Annotated in this window: 17 protein-coding genes; 9 read left to right on the forward strand and 8 right to left on the reverse strand. The window is 40.6% G+C overall.

The genetic code is table 11. The features are described from left to right. Positions 1–406: 406 nt before the first annotated feature. From yajC to EP1_RS00210, 4 genes are all read right to left on the reverse strand, one after another. The gene (gene yajC, locus EP1_RS00195; protein ID WP_067621652.1) at positions 407–775 is read right to left on the reverse strand and encodes a preprotein translocase subunit YajC; all 369 of its coding nucleotides are present in this window, start codon (positions 773–775) and stop codon (positions 407–409) included. 83 nt (positions 776–858) lie between these two features. Next, positions 859–2,004: a tRNA guanosine(34) transglycosylase Tgt gene (gene tgt / locus EP1_RS00200; protein WP_010747142.1), complete on the reverse strand. Its 1,146-nt coding sequence runs from the start codon at positions 2,002–2,004 to the stop codon at positions 859–861. Positions 2,005–2,211: 207 nt separating this feature from the next. Then, positions 2,212–4,854 (reverse strand): cation-translocating P-type ATPase, encoded by a 2,643-nt coding sequence (locus tag EP1_RS00205; protein ID WP_067621655.1) that lies wholly within the window; start codon positions 4,852–4,854, stop codon positions 2,212–2,214. Between the two features lie 687 nt (positions 4,855–5,541). Then, positions 5,542–6,084, reverse strand: a complete 543-nt coding sequence (locus tag EP1_RS00210) for a TetR/AcrR family transcriptional regulator (protein WP_167540735.1) — start codon at positions 6,082–6,084, stop codon at positions 5,542–5,544. Positions 6,085–6,202: 118 nt separating this feature from the next. Between EP1_RS00210 and EP1_RS00215 the strand changes: the two genes are divergently transcribed. Next, entirely contained in the window at positions 6,203–7,135 is a 933-nt protein-coding gene (locus tag EP1_RS00215) for an amidohydrolase family protein (protein WP_067621659.1), read from the forward strand. A gap of 22 nt (positions 7,136–7,157) precedes the next feature. After that, positions 7,158–8,096, forward strand: a complete 939-nt coding sequence (locus EP1_RS00220) for an alpha/beta fold hydrolase (protein WP_067621662.1) — start codon at positions 7,158–7,160, stop codon at positions 8,094–8,096. A gap of 127 nt (positions 8,097–8,223) precedes the next feature. Here EP1_RS00220 and queA read toward each other — a convergent pair whose 3' ends face one another. After that, complete coding sequence (queA, locus tag EP1_RS00225; RefSeq protein WP_067621663.1) at positions 8,224–9,255, reverse strand: tRNA preQ1(34) S-adenosylmethionine ribosyltransferase-isomerase QueA; 1,032 nt, start codon at positions 9,253–9,255, stop codon at positions 8,224–8,226. Between the two features lie 454 nt (positions 9,256–9,709). Between queA and EP1_RS00230 the strand changes: the two genes are divergently transcribed. The 7 genes from EP1_RS00230 (at position 9,710) to EP1_RS00255 (ending at position 14,947) form a co-directional block, all read left to right on the forward strand. Next, positions 9,710–10,882, forward strand: a complete 1,173-nt coding sequence (locus tag EP1_RS00230; RefSeq protein ID WP_067621664.1) for a betaine/proline/choline family ABC transporter ATP-binding protein — start codon at positions 9,710–9,712, stop codon at positions 10,880–10,882. A 3-nt stretch (positions 10,883–10,885) separates the two neighbouring features. After that, positions 10,886–11,521, forward strand: coding sequence for an ABC transporter permease (locus EP1_RS00235; RefSeq protein WP_067621665.1), 636 nt, complete (start codon positions 10,886–10,888; stop codon positions 11,519–11,521). A gap of 3 nt (positions 11,522–11,524) precedes the next feature. Further along, on the forward strand, positions 11,525–12,442 hold the full coding sequence (locus tag EP1_RS00240; protein WP_067621666.1) for an osmoprotectant ABC transporter substrate-binding protein: 918 nt from the start codon (positions 11,525–11,527) through the stop codon (positions 12,440–12,442). A gap of 7 nt (positions 12,443–12,449) precedes the next feature. Continuing rightward, the gene (locus EP1_RS00245) at positions 12,450–13,112 is read left to right on the forward strand and encodes an ABC transporter permease (protein ID WP_067621667.1); all 663 of its coding nucleotides are present in this window, start codon (positions 12,450–12,452) and stop codon (positions 13,110–13,112) included. 267 nt (positions 13,113–13,379) lie between these two features. Further along, positions 13,380–14,132, forward strand: a complete 753-nt coding sequence (locus EP1_RS13715) for a DUF4947 domain-containing protein (RefSeq protein WP_281176155.1) — start codon at positions 13,380–13,382, stop codon at positions 14,130–14,132. A 13-nt stretch (positions 14,133–14,145) separates the two neighbouring features. Next, positions 14,146–14,379 (forward strand): hypothetical protein, encoded by a 234-nt coding sequence (locus EP1_RS13720; RefSeq protein WP_281176156.1) that lies wholly within the window; start codon positions 14,146–14,148, stop codon positions 14,377–14,379. Next, positions 14,369–14,947 carry a hypothetical protein gene (locus tag EP1_RS00255; protein WP_067621668.1) on the forward strand — a complete coding sequence of 193 codons (579 nt, stop codon included), beginning with the start codon at positions 14,369–14,371 and terminating at the stop codon, positions 14,945–14,947. Before EP1_RS13720 ends, EP1_RS00255 begins: the two co-directional genes overlap by 11 nt. A 116-nt stretch (positions 14,948–15,063) precedes the next feature. On the opposite strand, the gene EP1_RS00260 is transcribed toward EP1_RS00255, so the two are convergent. The 3 genes from EP1_RS00260 to EP1_RS00270 are packed head-to-tail and all read right to left on the reverse strand — an operon-like array spanning position 15,064 to position 19,757. Then, the gene (locus EP1_RS00260) at positions 15,064–16,914 is read right to left on the reverse strand and encodes an ABC transporter ATP-binding protein (RefSeq protein WP_067621670.1); all 1,851 of its coding nucleotides are present in this window, start codon (positions 16,912–16,914) and stop codon (positions 15,064–15,066) included. 15 nt (positions 16,915–16,929) lie between these two features. After that, positions 16,930–19,311 carry an ABC transporter ATP-binding protein gene (locus tag EP1_RS00265; protein WP_067621671.1) on the reverse strand — a complete coding sequence of 794 codons (2,382 nt, stop codon included), beginning with the start codon at positions 19,309–19,311 and terminating at the stop codon, positions 16,930–16,932. Then, positions 19,308–19,757 (reverse strand): MarR family winged helix-turn-helix transcriptional regulator, encoded by a 450-nt coding sequence (locus EP1_RS00270; RefSeq protein ID WP_067621672.1) that lies wholly within the window; start codon positions 19,755–19,757, stop codon positions 19,308–19,310. Before EP1_RS00270 ends, EP1_RS00265 begins: the two co-directional genes overlap by 4 nt. Positions 19,758–19,810 lie beyond the last annotated feature (53 nt).

Consider the following 19,810-nt stretch of genomic DNA (forward strand, 5'->3'; position numbering starts at 1 on the left):
TAATAACCTGAATTATTTGTTAATTACTTCACATTTGAATCATACAGCATCCCGGATGATTTGTAAATAGTTTTTGTGATTTTTTTCACACCATTTTTTATCTTTACAAAAGCTGAAAAATAAGCACCTATTTGATGCTTGTTTGAATGCTCTTAAAAGTGACGTACAAATAACACTAGAACTTTTTTCACAAACAATAAGGTGTGCTGTCTTTCTTTATGATGGAATAAGACCCTCATAAATTAATAAGTATAGAATTTAATGAACTTGACTAGATTTAACTACTACTCTTCTTTAAAGACTCTTCAACATATATAACCTTCGTATTTCCTTGAGAAATACCAACACAAAAAAAGAGATGTGACATTTTGTCACACCTCACTATCAAGTCAGAAATTTTTCCTGACTAATCTTCTTTTTTATCTTCTGAGTTTTCTTCTATGACAGTTTCTTCTGAGACAGTTACTTCAGATTCAACCGCTTTTGGTTCAACAGAGGCTGCAGTTGGCTGTACCTTTGCTTGAACGACTTTGATTGACGCACGATCAAAAACTAAAAAGATTCCTTCACAATCCAACGTAACTGTTTTTTCTGTACTGTTGATCTCAGAAATCACACCGTGTAATCCACCAATCGTTACGACATTGTCGCCGACTTTCATCGCATCTAATAAATTTTGACGTTCTTGCTGTTGTTTCTTTTGAGAACGGTTCATCATAAAGAACATTCCCAACATCAACACTAGCAAGATAATCATTGAAAAGCTTCCGCCCATTTAAATTTCCTCGCCTTCTTAAGTAATTCCACTTTTAACTGTAACAAAGTTTCTAAAGTTGTACTAGTCTTTTTACCTAGACTTTAAAAACTTTTTGCGTTTTGCTTGTTAAAGCCGTACTCTTCAAAGAAAGCTTGACGGAATTCTAATAAGTTATCATCCATAATCGCTTGACGAACTTGTTTCATCAAGTTGATCAGGAAGTACAGATTATGATAAGAAGTCAAGCGAATCCCAAAGGTTTCATCGCAATGGATCAAGTGACGAATATATGCTCGTGTGTAATTACGGCAAGTATAGCAATCACATTTTTCATCCAACGGCCGGAAATCGTGAGCATACTTGGCATTCTTAACGACTAACCGTCCAGCAGAAGTCATACAAGTCCCATTACGGGCGATTCGTGTCGGCAAGACACAGTCAAACATATCGACCCCGCGAATCACGCCATCGATCAATGAATCGGCTGCACCCACACCCATTAAATAGCGTGGTTTGTTTTCTGGGATCAAGGGTGTTGTGAATTCTAAGACACGGTTCATCTCTTCTTTTGGTTCACCTACTGAAAGGCCACCAATCGAGTAGCCGGGGAAATCCATGCTGACTAAATCTTTCGCGCTTTGGCGCCGCAGATCTTCAAAACCGGCTCCTTGGATAATCCCGAAGAGCCCTTGGGTTGCTGGATTAGCATGGGCTTTCAAGCCCCGTTCGGCCCAGCGTGAGGTCCGTTCAACTGATTTTTTGACATAGTCGTAACTTTCATCAAATGGTGGACATTCATCAAAGCTCATCATAATGTCGGAGCCTAATTTATTCTGGATATCAATGGCTTTTTCTGGTGATAAGAACATTTTCGAACCATTCAGATGGTTCTTGAAGTGGACGCCTTCTTCAACGATATTCCGCATATCCGCTAATGAGAAGACTTGGAAGCCGCCTGAATCGGTCAAGATTGGCTGATCCCAATTCATGAATTTATGCAGGCCGCCTGCTTCTGCAACTAAATCTTCTCCCGGACGTAACCAAAGATGATACGTATTGCTCAAAATAATTCCAGCACCCATCTCCTTTAATTCTTCGGGTGACATGGTTTTTACGGTTGCCAAGGTTCCCACAGGCATAAACATTGGTGTCGGGAATGTTCCGTGAGGCGTGATGATCTCACCTAGGCGTGCCCCTGTATGTTTTTCTTTCTTTATTAAACGATAAGAAATGGCAGGTTCAGTCATTTAATTTCCTACTTTCTTCTATATGTATATGTTTGCAACTTGTACCATGATACTGGTTTTAAACTGCTTTTGCAACTTTCTGTCCAGAGCTTTAAATATCCTAAAAAAATGAATCCGTTACTCTTCATTAAAAATTTCCCATCAACTTTGATTTTCCTAACTTAGCAGCAAAAAACGCTAAGCTGAAATTCAGCTTAGCGCTACTTCTTAAATATCTTCTGGATCAATTTCTGGTGCTTTATGGAACTTGATCAATTCATTGACGATAATCGGTACGATCGAAAGTAGGATCGCGATTATCCAATGGTTCATACTGATTGGCACTAAATAGAACAATTCCTGCGTCTGAGGAATCAACGCAATCGCGGTAGTGATTCCCAGTGCTAGCCAAGCCATTTGTGCTAATGATTTATTCGTTGCTAAATTCACTTTAAAAATAGATTTACTGCTACGAACATTAAAGACGTGCAAAATAGATGAGTAAGCCAAAACTAAAAAGGCAACTGTTTGACCCACCTCTAGACTTGGCGGTGTAAAGTAACTGACATGGTCAACAAAGGCCCCGATATAAAAACCGATTAAAGTAACTACGGTAAAAACAGCCGCATTCACACCGATTTTTTGCCATAACCCACGTGCGAAGATACCTTCATCACGCGGAATTGGTTTTTCATCCATGATGCCTGCTTCAGCTGGTTCTCTGCCTAAAGCAAAGCCTGGCAGGCCATCAGCTACTACGTTGACAAATAATAATTGAACTGCGGTAAACGGAGCACCCCAACCTAACAGCATCGCAATCACAACAATAAAAATCTCAGAGATATTACAGCTCAATAAGAAATTAATCGCTTTACGAATTCCTTGATAGACTGAACGACCACGAGCAACTGCATCAACGATTGTAGCAAAATTATCGTCGGTCAAAATCATATCTGCAGCGCCTTTAGCCACGTCTGTACCCGCAATCCCCATCGCACAGCCAACATCGCTGGCTTTTAATGCGGGAGCATCATTAACCCCATCACCGGTCATTGCTACGACCGCACCTGTTCGCTGCCAAGATTTAACGATTCGAATTTTATCCTCAGGTGTTACCCGGGCATAAACCGATAGCTCTTTGACTCGTTCATCTAACTCTTGATCCGTCATTTTTTGTAATTGCGCGCCGGATATCGCTTCTTTTCGGCTTTTCATGATTCCCAGTTCTTTTGCAATTGCTCCGGCAGTCACGACATGATCTCCCGTGATCATCACTGTTTTAATCCCTGCTTTTTTAGCACGAGCAATCGCGCCTTTCGACTCAGGCCGTGGAGGATCAATCATCCCAATTAGTCCCATTAAGCGTAGATTTTTTTCCAACGCTTCTGAAGTTATCTCTTGTGGCTCTTCATCATGGATCGCATAGCCGACTGCAATGACTCGTAGCGCTTTTTTACCGAAACGGTCATTTACAATCGCCGCCTGATCAACGTCACCGTAGTGAAATTTAGGCAGCAACACGTCAAAGGCTCCCTTAGTAATAGAAATAAACTTCTTCCCACGCTTATGTACTGTCGTCATCATTTTACGATCAGAGTCAAAAGGGATCTCACCAATTCGGGGATATTTTTCTTCTAATTCGGCTTTCGTATGATAATTTTCTTCCACAGCACGAACAATCGCTGCTTCCGTTGGATTTCCTTTGATTTCTAATTCATTATCATCATTTTCGACAACTACATCCGTACAGAGCGCTGCAATGCTCAGAACTTCCATCGCTTCATCGGTCATTCCCTCTTCAGTGTCAACGACCGAATCACCATGTGTCCAAACACGCCGCACACGCATTTTATTTTGCGTCAATGTTCCTGTCTTATCTGAACAGATTACATTTGCAGAGCCCAACGTTTCCACTGCTGGCAATCTGCGAATAATCGCATTTTTCTTGGCCATTTTTTGTACACCATAGGCCAAAGTCAACGTAACAATCACCGTCAGAGTCTCCGGTACTGCTGCGACTGCTAAAGAAATCGCGGTGATGAACATCTCCAACATTGGTTCGCCTTGCATTTCGCCAATGAAAAACACAAAAGCCGCAGCTGCCAAAGCGATCAAACTAATGCGCTTACCTAGTTGATTTAATCGTATTTGCAGAGGCGTTTTTTGATTTTCATCACTATTCAACAGTCCGGCGATTTTCCCCATCTCCGTCTGCATACCCGTTGAGGTTACGACAGCTTTCCCCCGACCATTGACCACCGTCGAGCCTTTATAAAGCATATTTAACCGATCACCTAAAGCGTCATCATCTTCACCGATATATTCAGGATCTTTTATAACCGGCTCACTTTCACCCGTTAATGCGGACTCTTCTACTCGCAACTGGGAAGCTTCAACAATACGCGCATCAGCAGTAATCATTGAACCAGACTCCAATAGTAATGTATCTCCTGGAACTAATTCCTCCGCATCAATTTCTTCTTGCTTGCCGTCACGCATAACTAGCGCAGTTTGTTTATTCATATCTTGTAAAGCAGATAATGCTTTTTCCGCATTGCCTTCTTGAACAATTGCTAAAACTGAATTGATAACAACAATCGCAATGATTAAGAAACTTTCAAAATAATCACCATGATCCGTAGCAATCGCGGTATACAGCGAAATCACTGCCGCTACTAGCAAAATAATTGTCGTGAAATCTGTTAAGCTATGAAAAAACTTTTTAGCTACTGACTCTTTGGAGGCTTCTTCAAACTTGTTTTTCCCGTTATTTTTTATTTTTTCTTCTACACTACTTGTCGATAACCCATTGTCCAAATCAGCGTTATATTCACTGATTACAGTATCTATCTTCTCTTTATATGGATCCATCCTATTCCTCCTCGCGTTATAAAAATACCACCTATATTATTACTATAACATAGGAAAGAAGTAGAACTCAAAGTATATACCTTATATAATCGTCAAAAAGAAACAAAATAAAATAGTCAAAATAACTAAGTGTAATCGCTTCCATTATTGATAAAGGTATGCTATATTATAGATACAAGGAAGGAGGAACTTAGATCATTCGAAGGATTTCTCGATAAGGAACTAGAAAAAAGTAAACAATAAAGTTGTTAGTAATACAAGATTCACCGAAAAGTTGTCAAAAGTATACGTGTGAAGTATTCTCTATAAATAGTGAATGCGTATCAGAGGTTGAGTAGTACATCAAACACACAAGTAAAAAGATACGTAAGATAAAGATTTTTCTTAAAACTGAATAAAAGTGAAAACGTAGTAAAAACAAATATTTATGTTTATAATCAAGAAATTCATGTAATACTTTGCATGTATCAGAAAGTAATATAAAATTCGAATGAACTAATCCTTCCGAGATTCTAAGAGCCAGGCAGTCGAGAGCCTGGCTTTTTTGTGTGAAAATAGAAAATATTGAAAAAAACTTTCTTGAATGAGTACTTAAAATCTGCCACAGCGTGATTGTGATACAAAGAGACAATTAAGAACCTTACATTAAGCCTTTTTAGTCGCTATCGATAAAAACTTATAGTAATTTTAGCTAGGATTATAAGGAAAGATTTCTTCTAAGGAAAGCTGCTGACTAGCAAATGCACTAGTAGTCATCGTGGTGACTAATCTGGCTAATTGATCGGGAGACTGCAACGTTTTTTCATTCAACCAAGCCATCACCACTCCGATATGTGCATTCACAGCATAATTACTGAGCACTTGACTCAGCATTTGATCGCCTGTTTTTCTATAAATGAAATTACGATAAACATCGATCCCAATTTGGTTCATTTTATAATGAAATTGCGGCCACATAGAACTATTGTTAAACGTTTTAAAGTAAATGGCATGATCATAAATGTACGTAAAGTAGTGCTGATAAAATGCTAGCGGACTCTTTGCAGTATATTTGGCAACCCCCGACAAGCCTTCCATATGATAATCCAAGACCCACTGAAAAAACTCTTCTTTGGTCTCAAACAAACGGTAAAATGTTGAACGACTCACTTTCGCCTTACGAATCAATTCAGAAACTTTGATTTCCTCGACAGATTTAAAGGTTAAAAAATAGGCCAATGCTTCTAACAATCTTTGGTTACTCCCAGATAATTTTCCCATAAATGAAACAGAATTAGAAATTCTGTACCTCCTTTTTTCCTCTGACCTCTCTTAAAATAAAGGTACATTAATGAAAGAGGGAATACAAATGTTTAACAAAATCGATTTCCACACCCACTTCATTCCTAAAACTTATGAAGAATACTATGCCGGGAAAGCAGACGGTGTAACTACGCCAGCTTGGTCAGTAGAAGCTCATTTACAATTAATGGCAGAGAATCAAATAACTCATTCGATTCTTTCCTTATCTAGCCCCCATCCGAGCCTCGGCACACGAGAAGAAACAAGCGCGCTAATTGAAACTATCAATGAAGAAGCAGAAAAAATCAGCCAAGCTTATCCAGAAAAGTTTTCTTTTTGTGCTAGCCTGCCTTTACCCTCGATTGATGACTGCTTAGCAAGCATCGATCGTTTCGCCGATACTGCTTTTGGTTTTTCTTTCCCCACAAACTGCCAAGGGCTTTATCTCGGCGATCAAAAATTAGATCCTTTGATGTCTGAATTAAACAAACGGCAAGCGACAATTATGCTCCATCCAACCGAGCCATACAAACAGCAGATTCGGGCCGGTGAGCTAGTGAAAACACCTTTAATGGAATTTTTCTTTGATACAACTCGGACAATCGTAAATTTGGCGCAAAACCAAATCTTTTCGCGTTATCCTAAAATCACTTGGATTCTTCCCCACGCGGGCGCCTTATTACCAATCATTGCCCAACGGATCACCGAAGGAAATAAATTTTTAGCCGATCCTGATACGCCCAAGCCTGATGACTTGTTAGTCGTCTTAGCACAAAAAAATCTGTATTTTGATTTAGCGGGCATGGTCTTACCTTATCAACTACCAACTTTATTACAAATTGTTGACACCGATCAATTATTGTATGGGGGCGATTTCCCATATACACCGGCTAAATCTGTACAAAATTATGCCCGAAAAATCGAAGAAACTGAGTTGTTTTCTCAAATAGAAAAGCAACAAATTTTTTATGACAATGGCCAAAAGCTTTTACAAAAATAATTTCTTTAAGGAGCTACTACAAATGACTTATCAACAACCGCATCTAGATCATAAGAGCGATCTTTATAAAAATGCAGCCCAAGCAGAAAAAGAACTACTATCCGCCTACGATTTAACTGAACAGGAACATTGGTTTACTTACCAAAAAGAAAACTTGCGAATTCGCGTATCCGAAATTGGTGAAGGCACCCCAGTTGTAGTGGTGCCGGGCAACACCGGCGACATGTTTCCTTTCATCCCTTTACTGGCACAAATGAAAGAAAATAAATTTTTCTTATTTAATCGCCCCGGTGGCGGGCTCAGTGACGGCATGAACCATGAAAAAGTTACTATTCGGCCATTTATCATCGACCTATTTGACCAACTGCTGGCTGAGCTACACTTGGAAAAAGTCACGATTATGGCTCACTCAATGGGCTGCCATTGGTCATTATGGTATGCGATGGCGCGACCTGAACGGGTGGAAAAACTAGTGATGGTCGGAAATCCCGGCCGCGTAATGCTAGGTAAAACACCGCTTCCGCTTAAAATGATGGTAAAACCAATCATCGGTGAACACGCAGTGAAAAAGATGGTGCCCAAGAATTATGAACAGGCCTTAAATGGCTTAAAAATGATGGGGACCAACGAAAAAGCATTAGCTGGCATGCCCGATGAGTTTCGGGAATGCTACTATCGTTTCCAAAATCTGCCAAATTATCAGGAATCGACCCTTTCTTTGCTTCGGACCTTTAACGCCAATGATCAAAATGAAATCAAAGCTACTGAATTGGCCGCGCTAAACTTCCCCGTGGAAATGATTTGGGGCGCCAATGATACTTTCGCAACTTTGGATAAAGGACAAGAAATCGCTGCGGCACTACCAAATTGTCAATTCAACTTGATTGAAGATGCCGGCCACATGCCTTGGATCGATCAGCCCATGATTTGTGCTAAGTTAATCTCACAATTTATTAACTAACGGTTGATCTCCGTGGCGCTTTAAATTACAAACTAGTCGGAAAACTCAACGCTGGTTCAGCTTTTTGCTAAAAAGATAAAAGGAGGTATGACGAAATTCTTGTCATACCTCCTTTCCTTCTATTTCATTATTTAACGAACATCGCATCACCAAAACTAAAGAACCGGTAACGTTCTTCAATTGCATGATGATATGCAGCTAAGGTCTTTTCTCGACCGGCAAAAGCACTCACTAGCATCACTAAAGTCGATTTAGGCAAATGAAAGTTTGTCGAAAAGGCTTGAACGATCTTAAACTCATAACCTGGCGTGATGAAAATATCCGTCCAGCCGCTATCGGCTTTAATCTCACCAGCAAATTTCGTTCCGATTGTTTCTAACGTCCGAATCGATGTTGTGCCGACAGCTATGATTTTTCCGCCATTGGCCCGGACTTCATTCAATTGTTCGGCCGCTTCTTCAGTCAGACGATAGAATTCGCTGTGCATTTGATGTTCCGCGATATTATCAACACTGACTGGTCGGAATGTTCCTAGTCCAACATGCAAAGTTAAATAAACCAATTTCACACCTTTTGCAGCAATTCTTTCGAGCAACTCCGGTGTGAAATGTAAGCCCGCCGTTGGTGCGGCGGCCGAACCGTTTTCCTTCGCATAAACAGTTTGATAGCGCTCTGGATCTTCCAATCGTTCTTTGATGTAGGGTGGCAACGGCATTTCACCCAACGATTCTAGATTTTCTAAAAAGATTCCTTCATAAAAAAACTCTACAATCCGTCCGCCGTGCTCTAATTCTTCCTTTACTTCCGCTCGTAAACGACCATCCCCAAAGACGATCTGAGTACCAACTTTTGCTCGACGCGCTGGTTTGATCAGTGTTTCCCACTCATCCCCCTGCGTATTATTTAACAGTAATACTTCTAAATGACCGCCAGTTTCTGGCTTTTCCCCGTACAAACGGGCCGGTAAGACCCGGGTATCATTCATTACCAAGGCATCCCCAGCATTTAATTCTTCAATGATGGCATCAAAATGTTTATCCTCGATTTGACCAGTTTCCCGATCTAAGACTAATAAACGTGAACTATCCCGCTTTTCTAGAGGGGTCTGGGCAATTAATTCTTCTGGTAAATCAAAATCAAAATCTTCTGTGGTTAACATAGCTTCTCCTCTTTTCCTCCGCTATTCTATCACGGGTAATTGTCATTGAAAAGGACTGTGCTATCTCCTTCTCACAATAAATAGTAAAAAAATTTCTTCATCAATAAATGGGCTACTAACAGAAACCCTCTGAGCTTAAAAAATATTGCTACCTTGGTTCCTGTCACCATTGAGAAAAGCGCTCTTTTATAATCAAATATAACGGTTCCATTCCATTTTTACTGATTAATTTAAGCCAGTCATTTGTCTTTACGCGTTCTTTGTTGCATACTAAAATTACAGAATCATTAGATTTTTTTATATTTGAGCGAGCATCTCTTTTCCTTTGCCTATTATCAAGCCGTATTTGAATTGGATAATTGATGAATTTATGAGAAAGTACAAACTTTTGGTTTTATAGGAATTTCCATTTGATTTTTTAACTTAATTAGGAGTGTGAACAGGAGTGAAAAAAATGATTGAATTTGACCACGTTTCTAAAATATATAATGGAAACAAGGTAGCAGTTGAAGACGTGACTCTCTCTTTTGATAAAGGTGAGTTCATTTGTTTAATCGGTACTAGTGGTAGTGGAAAAACTACCACTATGCGCATGATCAATCGGATGATCGATCCAACTAAAGGAACGATCACGATCAACGGTGAAGATATTCAAAAGAAAAATCCCGTTGAATTACGGCGTCAAATTGGTTATGTCATTCAAAATATCGGCCTGATGCCCCACATGACTATTCGTGACAACATCACCCTTGTCCAACGACTATTGAAAGTGGATAAAGAAGAACAAAATAAAACGGCCGAAAAAATGATTGACCTAGTTGAACTGCCCCGCGAAATGTTGGACCGTTATCCTCATGAATTATCCGGTGGGCAGCAACAACGGATCGGTGTGGTGCGTGCGCTTGCGGCCGACCAAGATATTATTTTAATGGATGAACCCTTCGGTGCCTTGGATCCTATCACCCGTGATTCATTGCAAGACCTAGTGAAAGATCTGCAAGAACGCCTAGGCAAAACGATTATTTTTGTTACTCATGATATGGATGAAGCGTTAAAGTTGGCCAATCGAATTGCAATTATGGACAATGGGAAGGTCATCCAATTTGATACCCCGGAAAATATTCTACAAGATCCCGCCAACGACTTTGTCGAAGAACTTTTAGGTGAAGATCGCCTGTTACAAGCTAAACCAGATACCACTACAGTTGGGGAGATCATGATGAACACAGCTGTCTCGATTACCCCAGAAAAAAGTTTGCAAAATGCCATTCGTTTGATGCGGGAAAAACGAGTGGATACATTGCTTGTAGTTGACGAAGACAATGTCTTAAAAGGTTTCGTTGACGTTGAAACGATTGACCAGGAACGTCGTCGTGGAAATTCTACCAGTGTCGGGGATATCATCAATCCCAAAGTTTTTTACGTAAAAGAATCTGCTTTAGTTCGTGACAGTTTGCAGAGAATTCTAAAACGTGGGGTGAAATATGTTCCTGTTGTCGATGACAGCAAGCATCTCGTTGGAATCTTAACCAGAGTCTCTTTAGTCGACATTATTTATGATGTCCTTTGGGGCGAAGAAGAAACCTTTGGCGATGCGGCTGAAAGTATTACGAACGGGGAGGCGTAAACGATGCAAGCATTCATCAATGAATATGGTGGTCAAATGCTGACAAAAAGTGCTGAACATCTATATATCTCGGCGATTGCCTTAGGCTTGGGCATTTTGGTTGCCGTTCCTTTAGGGATTCTTTTAACGCGCTTACCAAAGATTTCAAGTTTTGTGATCGGAATCGCGAGTGTCTTACAGACTGTTCCTTCATTAGCTCTTTTAGCATTGATGATCCCCTTTTTCGGTGTCGGTAAATTGCCAGCGATCATTGCATTGTTTATCTATTCTTTATTGCCAATCTTACGAAATACTTTTATCGGGATGAAGAATGTGGATAGCAACTACCGCGATGTCGCTAAAGGGATGGGCATGACCAATCTGCAATCCATTTTTGCCGTCGAACTGCCGATCGCTGTCCCAACAATCATGGCCGGAGTCCGGCTGGCGGCGGTCTACGTCATCGCCTGGGCAACCTTAGCTTCTTACATTGGTGCCGGCGGATTAGGTGATCTGATCTTCAGCGGTTTGAATAATTTCCAACCACCTTTGATTATCGCAGGGACTGTGCCGGTTATTTTGATGGCACTGATTGTAGATCTATTGCTCGGTTTCTTAGAAGATCGTATGACCCCTGCGGCATTAAGAAAGGAGGAGTAACGAATGAAAAAAATAAAAATTTGGGCGTTACTTGGTCTTTCATTACTTTTTCTAAGTAGTTGTTCCTTTCCTGGCTTAGCCTCTAATGATAGTGAAGAGACGATTGGGATCACTGGGGGAATCACGTCAGAATCTCAAATTCTAGCGAGTTTGGTTTCCGGTATGATTAAGCATTACACCGATCTAGATACGACCATCATCAATAATCTAGCAACAACAACAATTAATCATCAAGCCATGATGAATCAGGATGCCTCCATCTCGGCCGCTCGTTACACAGGAACAGACTTGACTACTACGCTTGGCTTGCCGGCGGAAAAAGATCCGAAACAAGCATTTAAAACCGTCAAGACAGAATTTGAAAAACGCTATCAACAGACTTGGTTCTCTTCTTACGGCTTTGACAATACCTATGTTTTCTTAGTACGAAAAGACACCGCAGAAAAATATAATTTGAAAAAAGTCAGCGACCTGAAAAAACACGCAGGTGAGTTGAAAGCAGGTGTGGACACAGCTTGGATTACTCGTGAAGGTGATGGCTACGACGGGTTCAAAAAAGCTTATGACTTTGAATTTGCTTCGATTTTACCGATGCAGATTGGTCTCGTCTATGATGCCGTTGATGCTGGAAAAATGGATATCGTTTTAGGTTATTCAACGGATGGACGGATCGCCAGCTATGATCTCGTGATGTTGGAAGACGACCTCAACTTCTTCCCACCTTATGATGCGGCGGCAATCGCGACAGACGAAGTATTAAAGAAAAACCCAAAAATCCGAACAGCCTTAAAACGTTTGGAAGGAACAATCGATACAAAAGAAATGCAAAAATTAAATTATCGTGCCGACAACGATTTAGTTGAACCTTCTGTTGTGGCAGAAGATTTCTTAAAACAGCACAATTATTTCGAAAAGGAGTGAGGCAACAATGGAAAACATGAACACCTTCCAACAATTTATTACTTATTTCCAAACAAACGGCGCCTACGTTTTCAGTCAGTTTGTCCGTCACTTTCTGATTTCGATCTATGGTGTACTGTTCGCGGCAATCGTAGGGATTCCAATCGGGATCTTTATCTCCAAACATTACAAGTTAGCGAACTGGGTGATGCGAATCGCTAATATTATCCAAACGATTCCTTCACTAGCGATGATTTCAATTTTAATGATCGGCCTAGGTCTAGGTGTAAATGTCGTCATTTTAACTGTTTTCCTATACTCATTACTGCCAATCATTAAAAATACCTATACTGGCATGCGACAAGTTGACAAAAATGCCTTAGATGTCGGAACGGGGATGGGAATGACCTCTTGGCAACGGCTTTATATGATCGAGCTACCTTTATCCGTTTCGGTGATCATGGCCGGAATTCGGAATGCCTTAGTCGTTGCAATTGGAATCACTGCTATCGGTGCCTTTGTTGGCGCTGGCGGATTAGGAGATATCATCATCCGAGGAACCAATGCAACTGATGGAACATCATTGATTTTAGCTGGTGCTTTGCCCACTGCATTGATGGCGATTATGACGGATTGGCTGCTAGGAATGGTTGAACGTAAATTAGATCCAGCAACGAAGACGAGTAGATAAATCTAAAAGAGTCGCTTTGTTTGAAAGTAATTCAAACAAAGCGACTCTTTTTAATTACTATTCAACAACTCAAATCCAACCTCTTCATCACAGATACTAAAAAAAGTTCAACGCCTCTCAAGCTTATGCCCACAAAAAAATCATCTTCCTATTCCCTCCGATAATTGCTCCATGGTATCATTTAGTAACAACGACTGTTCTAATATAATAGACAAAAATAAAAGGAATGAATCGTTTTGCTATTTCTCAAAACGATTAGGGTGAAAAATGAAAGGGTTAGTTTGTAAATATTGCGGTGGCAACCACTTTAATAAAACTGAAGAAGGGTATGAATGCGATTACTGTCACACCGTTTACGAGTTAGATGAGACAGTTGAGATTGAGAAGAAGAGCATCCTACCTATTGTTACGCGAATCACTCCGTTACTGATCCTTGTACTTATTTTGGGCAGCTACTACTTTATCTTTGAATCCAAGGGATTTTCACAGATAAGTAAGGTAATTAATCTTCCCGCAACTAACTCGAAAGGGAATGAACGCGGAAAATATTCAGTAAGCCAGTTAAAAAATCCTGAGCGAAATGTACGAATTGCAGAACTTTCACTCAACCAAGAAGAAATCAATCTAGCCAAAGCCTCGATTGCGGAATACGGTGGAGAGCAGACCGGAAAATTCGAACAGCGCTTAGCGGATGCACAAAATGAACATGACCAATTGATAAAAAATCAAGCCAAAGAACCGCCTAAAAAAGATATGATCATCGAAAATCCCGATTCTGAATTCTCGATAACAACCTATTATCGAGAAGCAGGATTTCTCGCAGCCTTCGGACCAGATTTTGATCAATACACCAGTGAGGATATTCTAAGGATTTGGGGGAATCCTGACGAAATTATTACCGACACTCAAAAAATCAAAAAAAATTTAGTTGTCACTTTTGATGAAAATAGCCAGCCAACTTCCTACGAGGCAAAAAAAAATCAGAGCAGACTGGCTACAAGGAAATTTGACTTGGCGTGAAGTCAGAGCACTTATGATCATTGCTCAAGATAGTTCCCACGGCAATTATGACAAGCAATTCAACTACGAGAAACAAGGAAAACCAAATGTCTATTTTGAAAATGATCACGTCAGTTACGTTACCCCAATTGTAAAGTACGTCTCATTCAATCGCCTGCCGGAAAAGTATCCGCGTGCAGGTTTAGGCAAGTATCCAGATGACTTCCCGAAAAATTACAGATCGGATGGCCTTTATCATGAAAAATAAAGAGTGTATGAATTGTGGAAGTACCAAATTTCATCAAGTAGAGAACGGCTGGAAGTGTGACTACTGCGGTTCACTTTATTTAACCCCCAAAAAAGATACCGTACCAAAACCAAGCATTCCACCACCTGACCCTAAAAAGAAAAGTACGAGACTTGTTCTGGGGATAGTGTTTGCGAGTTTTTTCTTTTCAATCGTTTTGCTGACATATTTCAATAGTGTGGATAAAACATCCTATAAACCCATCAAACCGGTTCCAAATTCTTCATTAAAAAAAAGCTTTCCAAGCAATTGGACACAAAATATCTATGATTCTGTAAAAGTCGCCACAGAGTACTATGACGCTGACAATGAAAAATATACTTTCGAAGGCGGTTCAAATTACGAAGAATTAGAAAAACTCGTCGGTACACCAGATACAGTGACTAGTTGGGAAAAATCGGACTACGGTATGCCGCCAAGATCGATGGCTACCTGGAATAAAACCAAAAATAGGGATTACGCTGGAACTAGGATTACTGTCACTTACGAAAATAAAACCAAGATGATCACAGATAAAAACTATCATTAACAGTCATGCACTATCAACAAAAAATAATAGCTAACTCACCTGTGTAGTTCGGTTTTCCGATAGAAAAACTGATAAAAATAGACCGAGCATCTCAAAAAGATACTCGGTCTATTTTTTTAATCTGTCAATTCTTCAAATTGTGAGTTATACAACGCAGCATAAAGTCCATTTTGTGCCAATAATTCTTCGTGGCTACCTTGTTCTTTGATGTCTCCACCTTGCATGTACAAAATCTTATCAGCATCTTTAATCGTTGATAGACGGTGAGCGATCACGAATGACGTTCGCCCTTTCATCAAGTTGTTCATGGCTTCTTGGATCAATCCTTCAGTCCGCGTATCAACTGACGACGTGGCTTCATCTAAGATCAAAATTGGTTTGTCTGCTAAGATCGCACGAGCAATCGTCAGTAATTGTTTTTGACCTTGTGAGATATTAGAAGATTCTTCATTCAGTTCCATGTCATAGCCGCCCGGTAAAGTCTTGATGAAGTGATCGACGTGAGCGGCTTTGGCTGCTGCGTAAACTTCTTCATCAGTCGCATCTAAGCGTCCATAACGCAGATTGTCCATGATGGTGCCTTTGAACAACCATGTATCTTGCAAGACCATCCCAATATTCTTACGCAAATCTGCACGGTTGAAATCTTTGATGTTGTGACCATCGATCTTGATGGCGCCAGAATTGACATCGTAAAAACGCATCAATAATTTAACCATCGTTGTTTTTCCGGCTCCCGTCGGTCCAACGATTGCTACCGTTTGGCCTGGATCAACATGGGAAGTAAAGTCTTGGATGACGATCTTGTCTGGTGTGTAACCAAATTTGACATGTTCAAAGTCAACCATTCCTTCGGCTTTATCAATTTTAACCGGATTTTCAGCTGTCTGATCTTCTTCGTCTTCTTCTAAGAACTCAAAAACTCGTTCAGCAGCGGCCGCCATTGATTGTAATAGATTGGATACTTGAGCAAGCTGCGCGATTGGTTGAGTCAAGTTACGCACATACTGGATGAAGGCTTGGATGTCCCCAACAGTAATCACACCATTATAGGCCATGACCCCACCAGCAATCGCTACACCAACATATCCTAAGTTACCAACAAAGTTCATGATCGGCTGCATCAAGCCAGAAAGAAATTGTGATTTCCAAGCTGATTTAAACAACACATCATTTTGTTCTTTAAATTCTTTCAAAGAGTTCTCTTCATCGTTAAACAAACGAACAATCGTATAACCGCCAATGGTTTCTTCCACTTGCCCGTTAATAACACCTAGATATTCTTGTTGCGTTTTGAAATATTTTTGTGAATTTTTTACTACGATCATAATCAATACTAATGAGATCGGTACGATCAAGATCGCGATTCCAGTCATCTTAACTGAGATAGAAAGCATCATCACGATGACCCCGATAATCGTAAATGTCGAGGTGATTAATTGAGTCAAACTTTGGTTCAATGATTGCCCCAACGTGTCCACGTCATTGGTGATCCGCGAAAGAACTTCACCGGTCGTCCGGCTCTCAAAATAGTTCATTGGCATCCGGTTGATTTTTTCAGAAATCTCTTTCCGCATCCGATACGTGATCTTTTGCGAGATCGTTGACATGATCCAACCTTGAATGATCCAAAATAGTGAAGCGACTACGTATAATCCCAGCATGAACAGTAAGATACCACCGATTTTATCAAAGTTGATATCGCCTGTTCCTTGGTATTTCTTGATTAGCCCGTTAAATAGTTCGGTAATTGCCTTTGATAAAATTTTCGGACCCCAGATATTAAAAATCGTTGAGGCAATCGCGAAAATCATTACAAAGAAAACAGCGATCTTATATGCGCCCAAATACGAAACTAACTTCTTGATGGTGCCTTTAAAGTTTTTCGCTTTTTCTGCTGGCGCAGCAACCCCACGTCCAGGAACATGTCCGCCACCACGAGGGCGATTTTGTTTTTCTTCTGCCATTTTATTCGCTCCTCCTTAATCCGCTTCTTCTATGCCAAGTTCAGCGTTACTTAATTGCGACTGCGCAATTTCCTGATAAACTTTTGACGTTTCCATTAATTCTTCATGACGTCCTTGCGCAACCACGCGTCCTTCATCTAAAACGATGATATTATCGGCATGTAAAATCGTTGAGATCTTTTGTGCGACGATGATTTGTGTTACACCTTTAACATTTTCAGCTAAAGCTTTCCGCAGTGCCACATCGGTTTTATTATCCAATGCTGAGAAAGAGTCATCAAAAATCAAGATCTTAGGATTTTTCGCTAGCGCCCGTGCAATTGATAAACGTTGTTTTTGTCCACCGGAAACGTTCGTTCCACCTTGTGAGATCGCACGGTCAAAGCCTTTTTCATTCGATTTGATGAACTCATCAGCTTGAGCGATTTCCGCAGCTTTCTTCATTTGTTCATCTGAAATATCAGCATCGCCAAATTTGATATTTGACGCGATATCACCAGAGAATAAGACCCCTTTTTGTGGAACAAAGCCCATGATTTCATGTAGCTTATGTTGACTCATCTCACGAATATCAATACCGTCAATCGTGATCCGACCGCCGGTTACGTCGAACAGACGTGGAATCAAGTTAACGATTGTTGATTTACCCGAACCGGTTGAACCGATTAGAGCAGTCGTCTGACCTGGTTTCGCAGTGAAGTTAATATGATGCAGAACATCGGCATCGGCATCGCTATAACGGAATTCGACACCTTCAAATTTCACTTCACCTTTAAAGTCGTGATCGTCTTTTGGTTGTTCTGGATCTTTGATGGATGGTTCAGTATTTAAAACTTCATCCACCCGTCCAGCAGCAACATTGGACCGCGGTAGAATGATCGATACCATCGACAACATCATAAAGGCCATCACGATTTGCATTGTGTACGTAATGAAGGCCATCATATCACCAACTTGAAGTTGACCCATATCCATATTATGTCCGCCAACCCAAACGATTAGGACTGAGATTCCATTCATTAATAGCATCATTAACGGCATCATCAATGACATTGCTCGGTTGACAAATAGTTGTGTTTTCATCAAATCGCTATTCGCACCATCGAAACGTTTTTCTTCATACTGCTCACGAGAAAATGCACGAATAACTGGTAAACCAGTAATGATTTCACGAGAAACTAAGTTCACGCGGTCCACTAATTTTTGCAAAATTTTGAATTTCGGCATCGTCGTAACTAGCAAAGTAACTACTAATAAAAGCACTGCGCCAACGGCTACACCAACAATCCAGCCCATTCCAGTTCCTGTTTTATAAACTCTATACACGCCGCCGATACCTAAAATTGGGGCATATAAAACCATTCTCATAACCATGACGATCCCCATTTGAATTTGTTGGATGTCATTGGTATTTCGGGTAATCAATGACGCAGGAGAGAATTTTTCCATTTCATTGTTTGAAAAAGCTAAAGTCTGTTCATATTGGCCAACCCGTAGATTTCTACCAACCGTCGCTGCAACTAATGAAGCAATCAAACCAACAATAATAGCGGCCACTGCAGATAACAGTGTTAAACCAAGCATTTTGGCACCGGTCTTAATCATATAATCGGTTTGGATTTTCTCAGTGTTAATGTTCAAGGCTTTATATTCAGCTAAAGTCATTTGAATTCCCACAGTCTTCAATGAATCTGCCCCGACATCCCCTAATTCGTCTTTAGTTGCTTTACGTGCAGATTCCACTCTAGCTGGCATCGCATCATTTTTTTCTTTGATGGAGTTGCCAAGCTTTTGTGCTTCAGCTCCCTTTGCCTGGGCTTCTGTCGCTAAACGTTGGGCCTCCGCACCTTTAGCAGCTGCAGTTGCGCCATCGGTTGCTGCAGCTGCAGCTTTTCCGGCGGCTTGGGCTTGTTCCCCTAATGCTTTGGCTTCATCCCCCAGAGCTTGAGCCTTAGCTGCGTCTTTGGCAATCCCTTGATAGTCCGCTAAAATAGCCTTAGCCTCTTTACCGTTGCTACTATCAGTCGCTCGGGTTGAAGCAATCATCATCATTGGCAAGTTAAAGATGTCCGCTAACTTTTCTTTGGTCATGTCTTTTTGTAAATCTAATTTATAAATAGCAACTTTCTTACCATCAATGGTTTGAGTTGCCTCTTTGTAATTGTCTTCGATGGTTTGCTTTTCTTCTTCCGTCATGAAAAGCTCAAGTCCTTGAAGCGTTGATTTTCTAATTTTATCGGGGGTCGACTGCTCCAGTCCCCCTTGTTGAATACCGACATCCACGATATCCGATGTTAAACTCGGCAAGCTTAGATCACTTGAGGCCTGCACGATTAAAAGTAATAATACGGCAATAATTGCGTACCAGTATTTAGCGAGATATTTAAAAATCTTCACTCTTGCTCACCTTCCTCTTCTTCAGATAATTGTTTAGAGTAGCCGACAAACCTAGCTGTCAATTCAAGGTATTTCTTCGTATCCTCTTCACCCATCATTTCAAACACACGAATAATTTTATTCCGCATGTCCAGCTTTTCAGCGGCCGCTACCTTTTTTCCGCTTTCTGTTAAGCGTACATTGATTCGGCGGCGATCATCCGCGTCCATCGTTCGAATAATCAATCCGCGTTTTTCCAAGTTTCCTAACACAGCGGCGATTCGCGCAGTGGATAAATTCAACGTTTCAGCCAAATGTTTAGGATTCGTAGGTTCTCCCAAACGATCCAACACCTTAATGACAATATTTGCTCCTTTGTTGCTCTTTTCCATTTTACTGAACGCCCCATGGCGATTTTCCACCATCAGCTGCATCAGTTCCCGTTCAGCCTCTTCTGCGAATGTCATCAGACTCCTCCTTCTCCAAAAAAATAACAATCATTTTATTAATAGCTAACAGT

The organism is Enterococcus pseudoavium NBRC 100491, from assembly GCF_001544295.1.
In the GTDB taxonomy this organism is placed as follows: domain Bacteria; phylum Bacillota; class Bacilli; order Lactobacillales; family Enterococcaceae; genus Enterococcus_A; species Enterococcus_A pseudoavium.

Excerpts from the sequence above, each read along its gene's own strand:
- EP1_RS13715 (WP_281176155.1), top strand. The coding sequence starts at position 13,380 with ATGAAAGGGTTAGTTTGTAAATATTGCGGTGGCAACCACTTTAATAAA.
- EP1_RS00245 (WP_067621667.1), top strand. The coding sequence starts at position 12,450 with ATGGAAAACATGAACACCTTCCAACAATTTATTACTTATTTCCAAACA.
- EP1_RS00260 (WP_067621670.1), bottom strand. The coding sequence starts at position 16,914 with ATGGCAGAAGAAAAACAAAATCGCCCTCGTGGTGGCGGACATGTTCCT.
- yajC (WP_067621652.1), bottom strand. The coding sequence starts at position 775 with ATGGGCGGAAGCTTTTCAATGATTATCTTGCTAGTGTTGATGTTGGGA.
- tgt (WP_010747142.1), bottom strand. The coding sequence starts at position 2,004 with ATGACTGAACCTGCCATTTCTTATCGTTTAATAAAGAAAGAAAAACAT.
- EP1_RS00240 (WP_067621666.1), top strand. The coding sequence starts at position 11,525 with ATGAAAAAAATAAAAATTTGGGCGTTACTTGGTCTTTCATTACTTTTT.
- EP1_RS00205 (WP_067621655.1), bottom strand. The coding sequence starts at position 4,854 with ATGGATCCATATAAAGAGAAGATAGATACTGTAATCAGTGAATATAAC.
- EP1_RS13720 (WP_281176156.1), top strand. The coding sequence starts at position 14,146 with ATGATCATTGCTCAAGATAGTTCCCACGGCAATTATGACAAGCAATTC.
- queA (WP_067621663.1), bottom strand. The coding sequence starts at position 9,255 with ATGTTAACCACAGAAGATTTTGATTTTGATTTACCAGAAGAATTAATT.
- EP1_RS00215 (WP_067621659.1), top strand. The coding sequence starts at position 6,203 with ATGTTTAACAAAATCGATTTCCACACCCACTTCATTCCTAAAACTTAT.
- EP1_RS00235 (WP_067621665.1), top strand. The coding sequence starts at position 10,886 with ATGCAAGCATTCATCAATGAATATGGTGGTCAAATGCTGACAAAAAGT.
- EP1_RS00230 (WP_067621664.1), top strand. The coding sequence starts at position 9,710 with ATGATTGAATTTGACCACGTTTCTAAAATATATAATGGAAACAAGGTA.
- EP1_RS00270 (WP_067621672.1), bottom strand. The coding sequence starts at position 19,757 with ATGACATTCGCAGAAGAGGCTGAACGGGAACTGATGCAGCTGATGGTG.
- EP1_RS00220 (WP_067621662.1), top strand. The coding sequence starts at position 7,158 with ATGACTTATCAACAACCGCATCTAGATCATAAGAGCGATCTTTATAAA.
- EP1_RS00255 (WP_067621668.1), top strand. The coding sequence starts at position 14,369 with ATGAAAAATAAAGAGTGTATGAATTGTGGAAGTACCAAATTTCATCAA.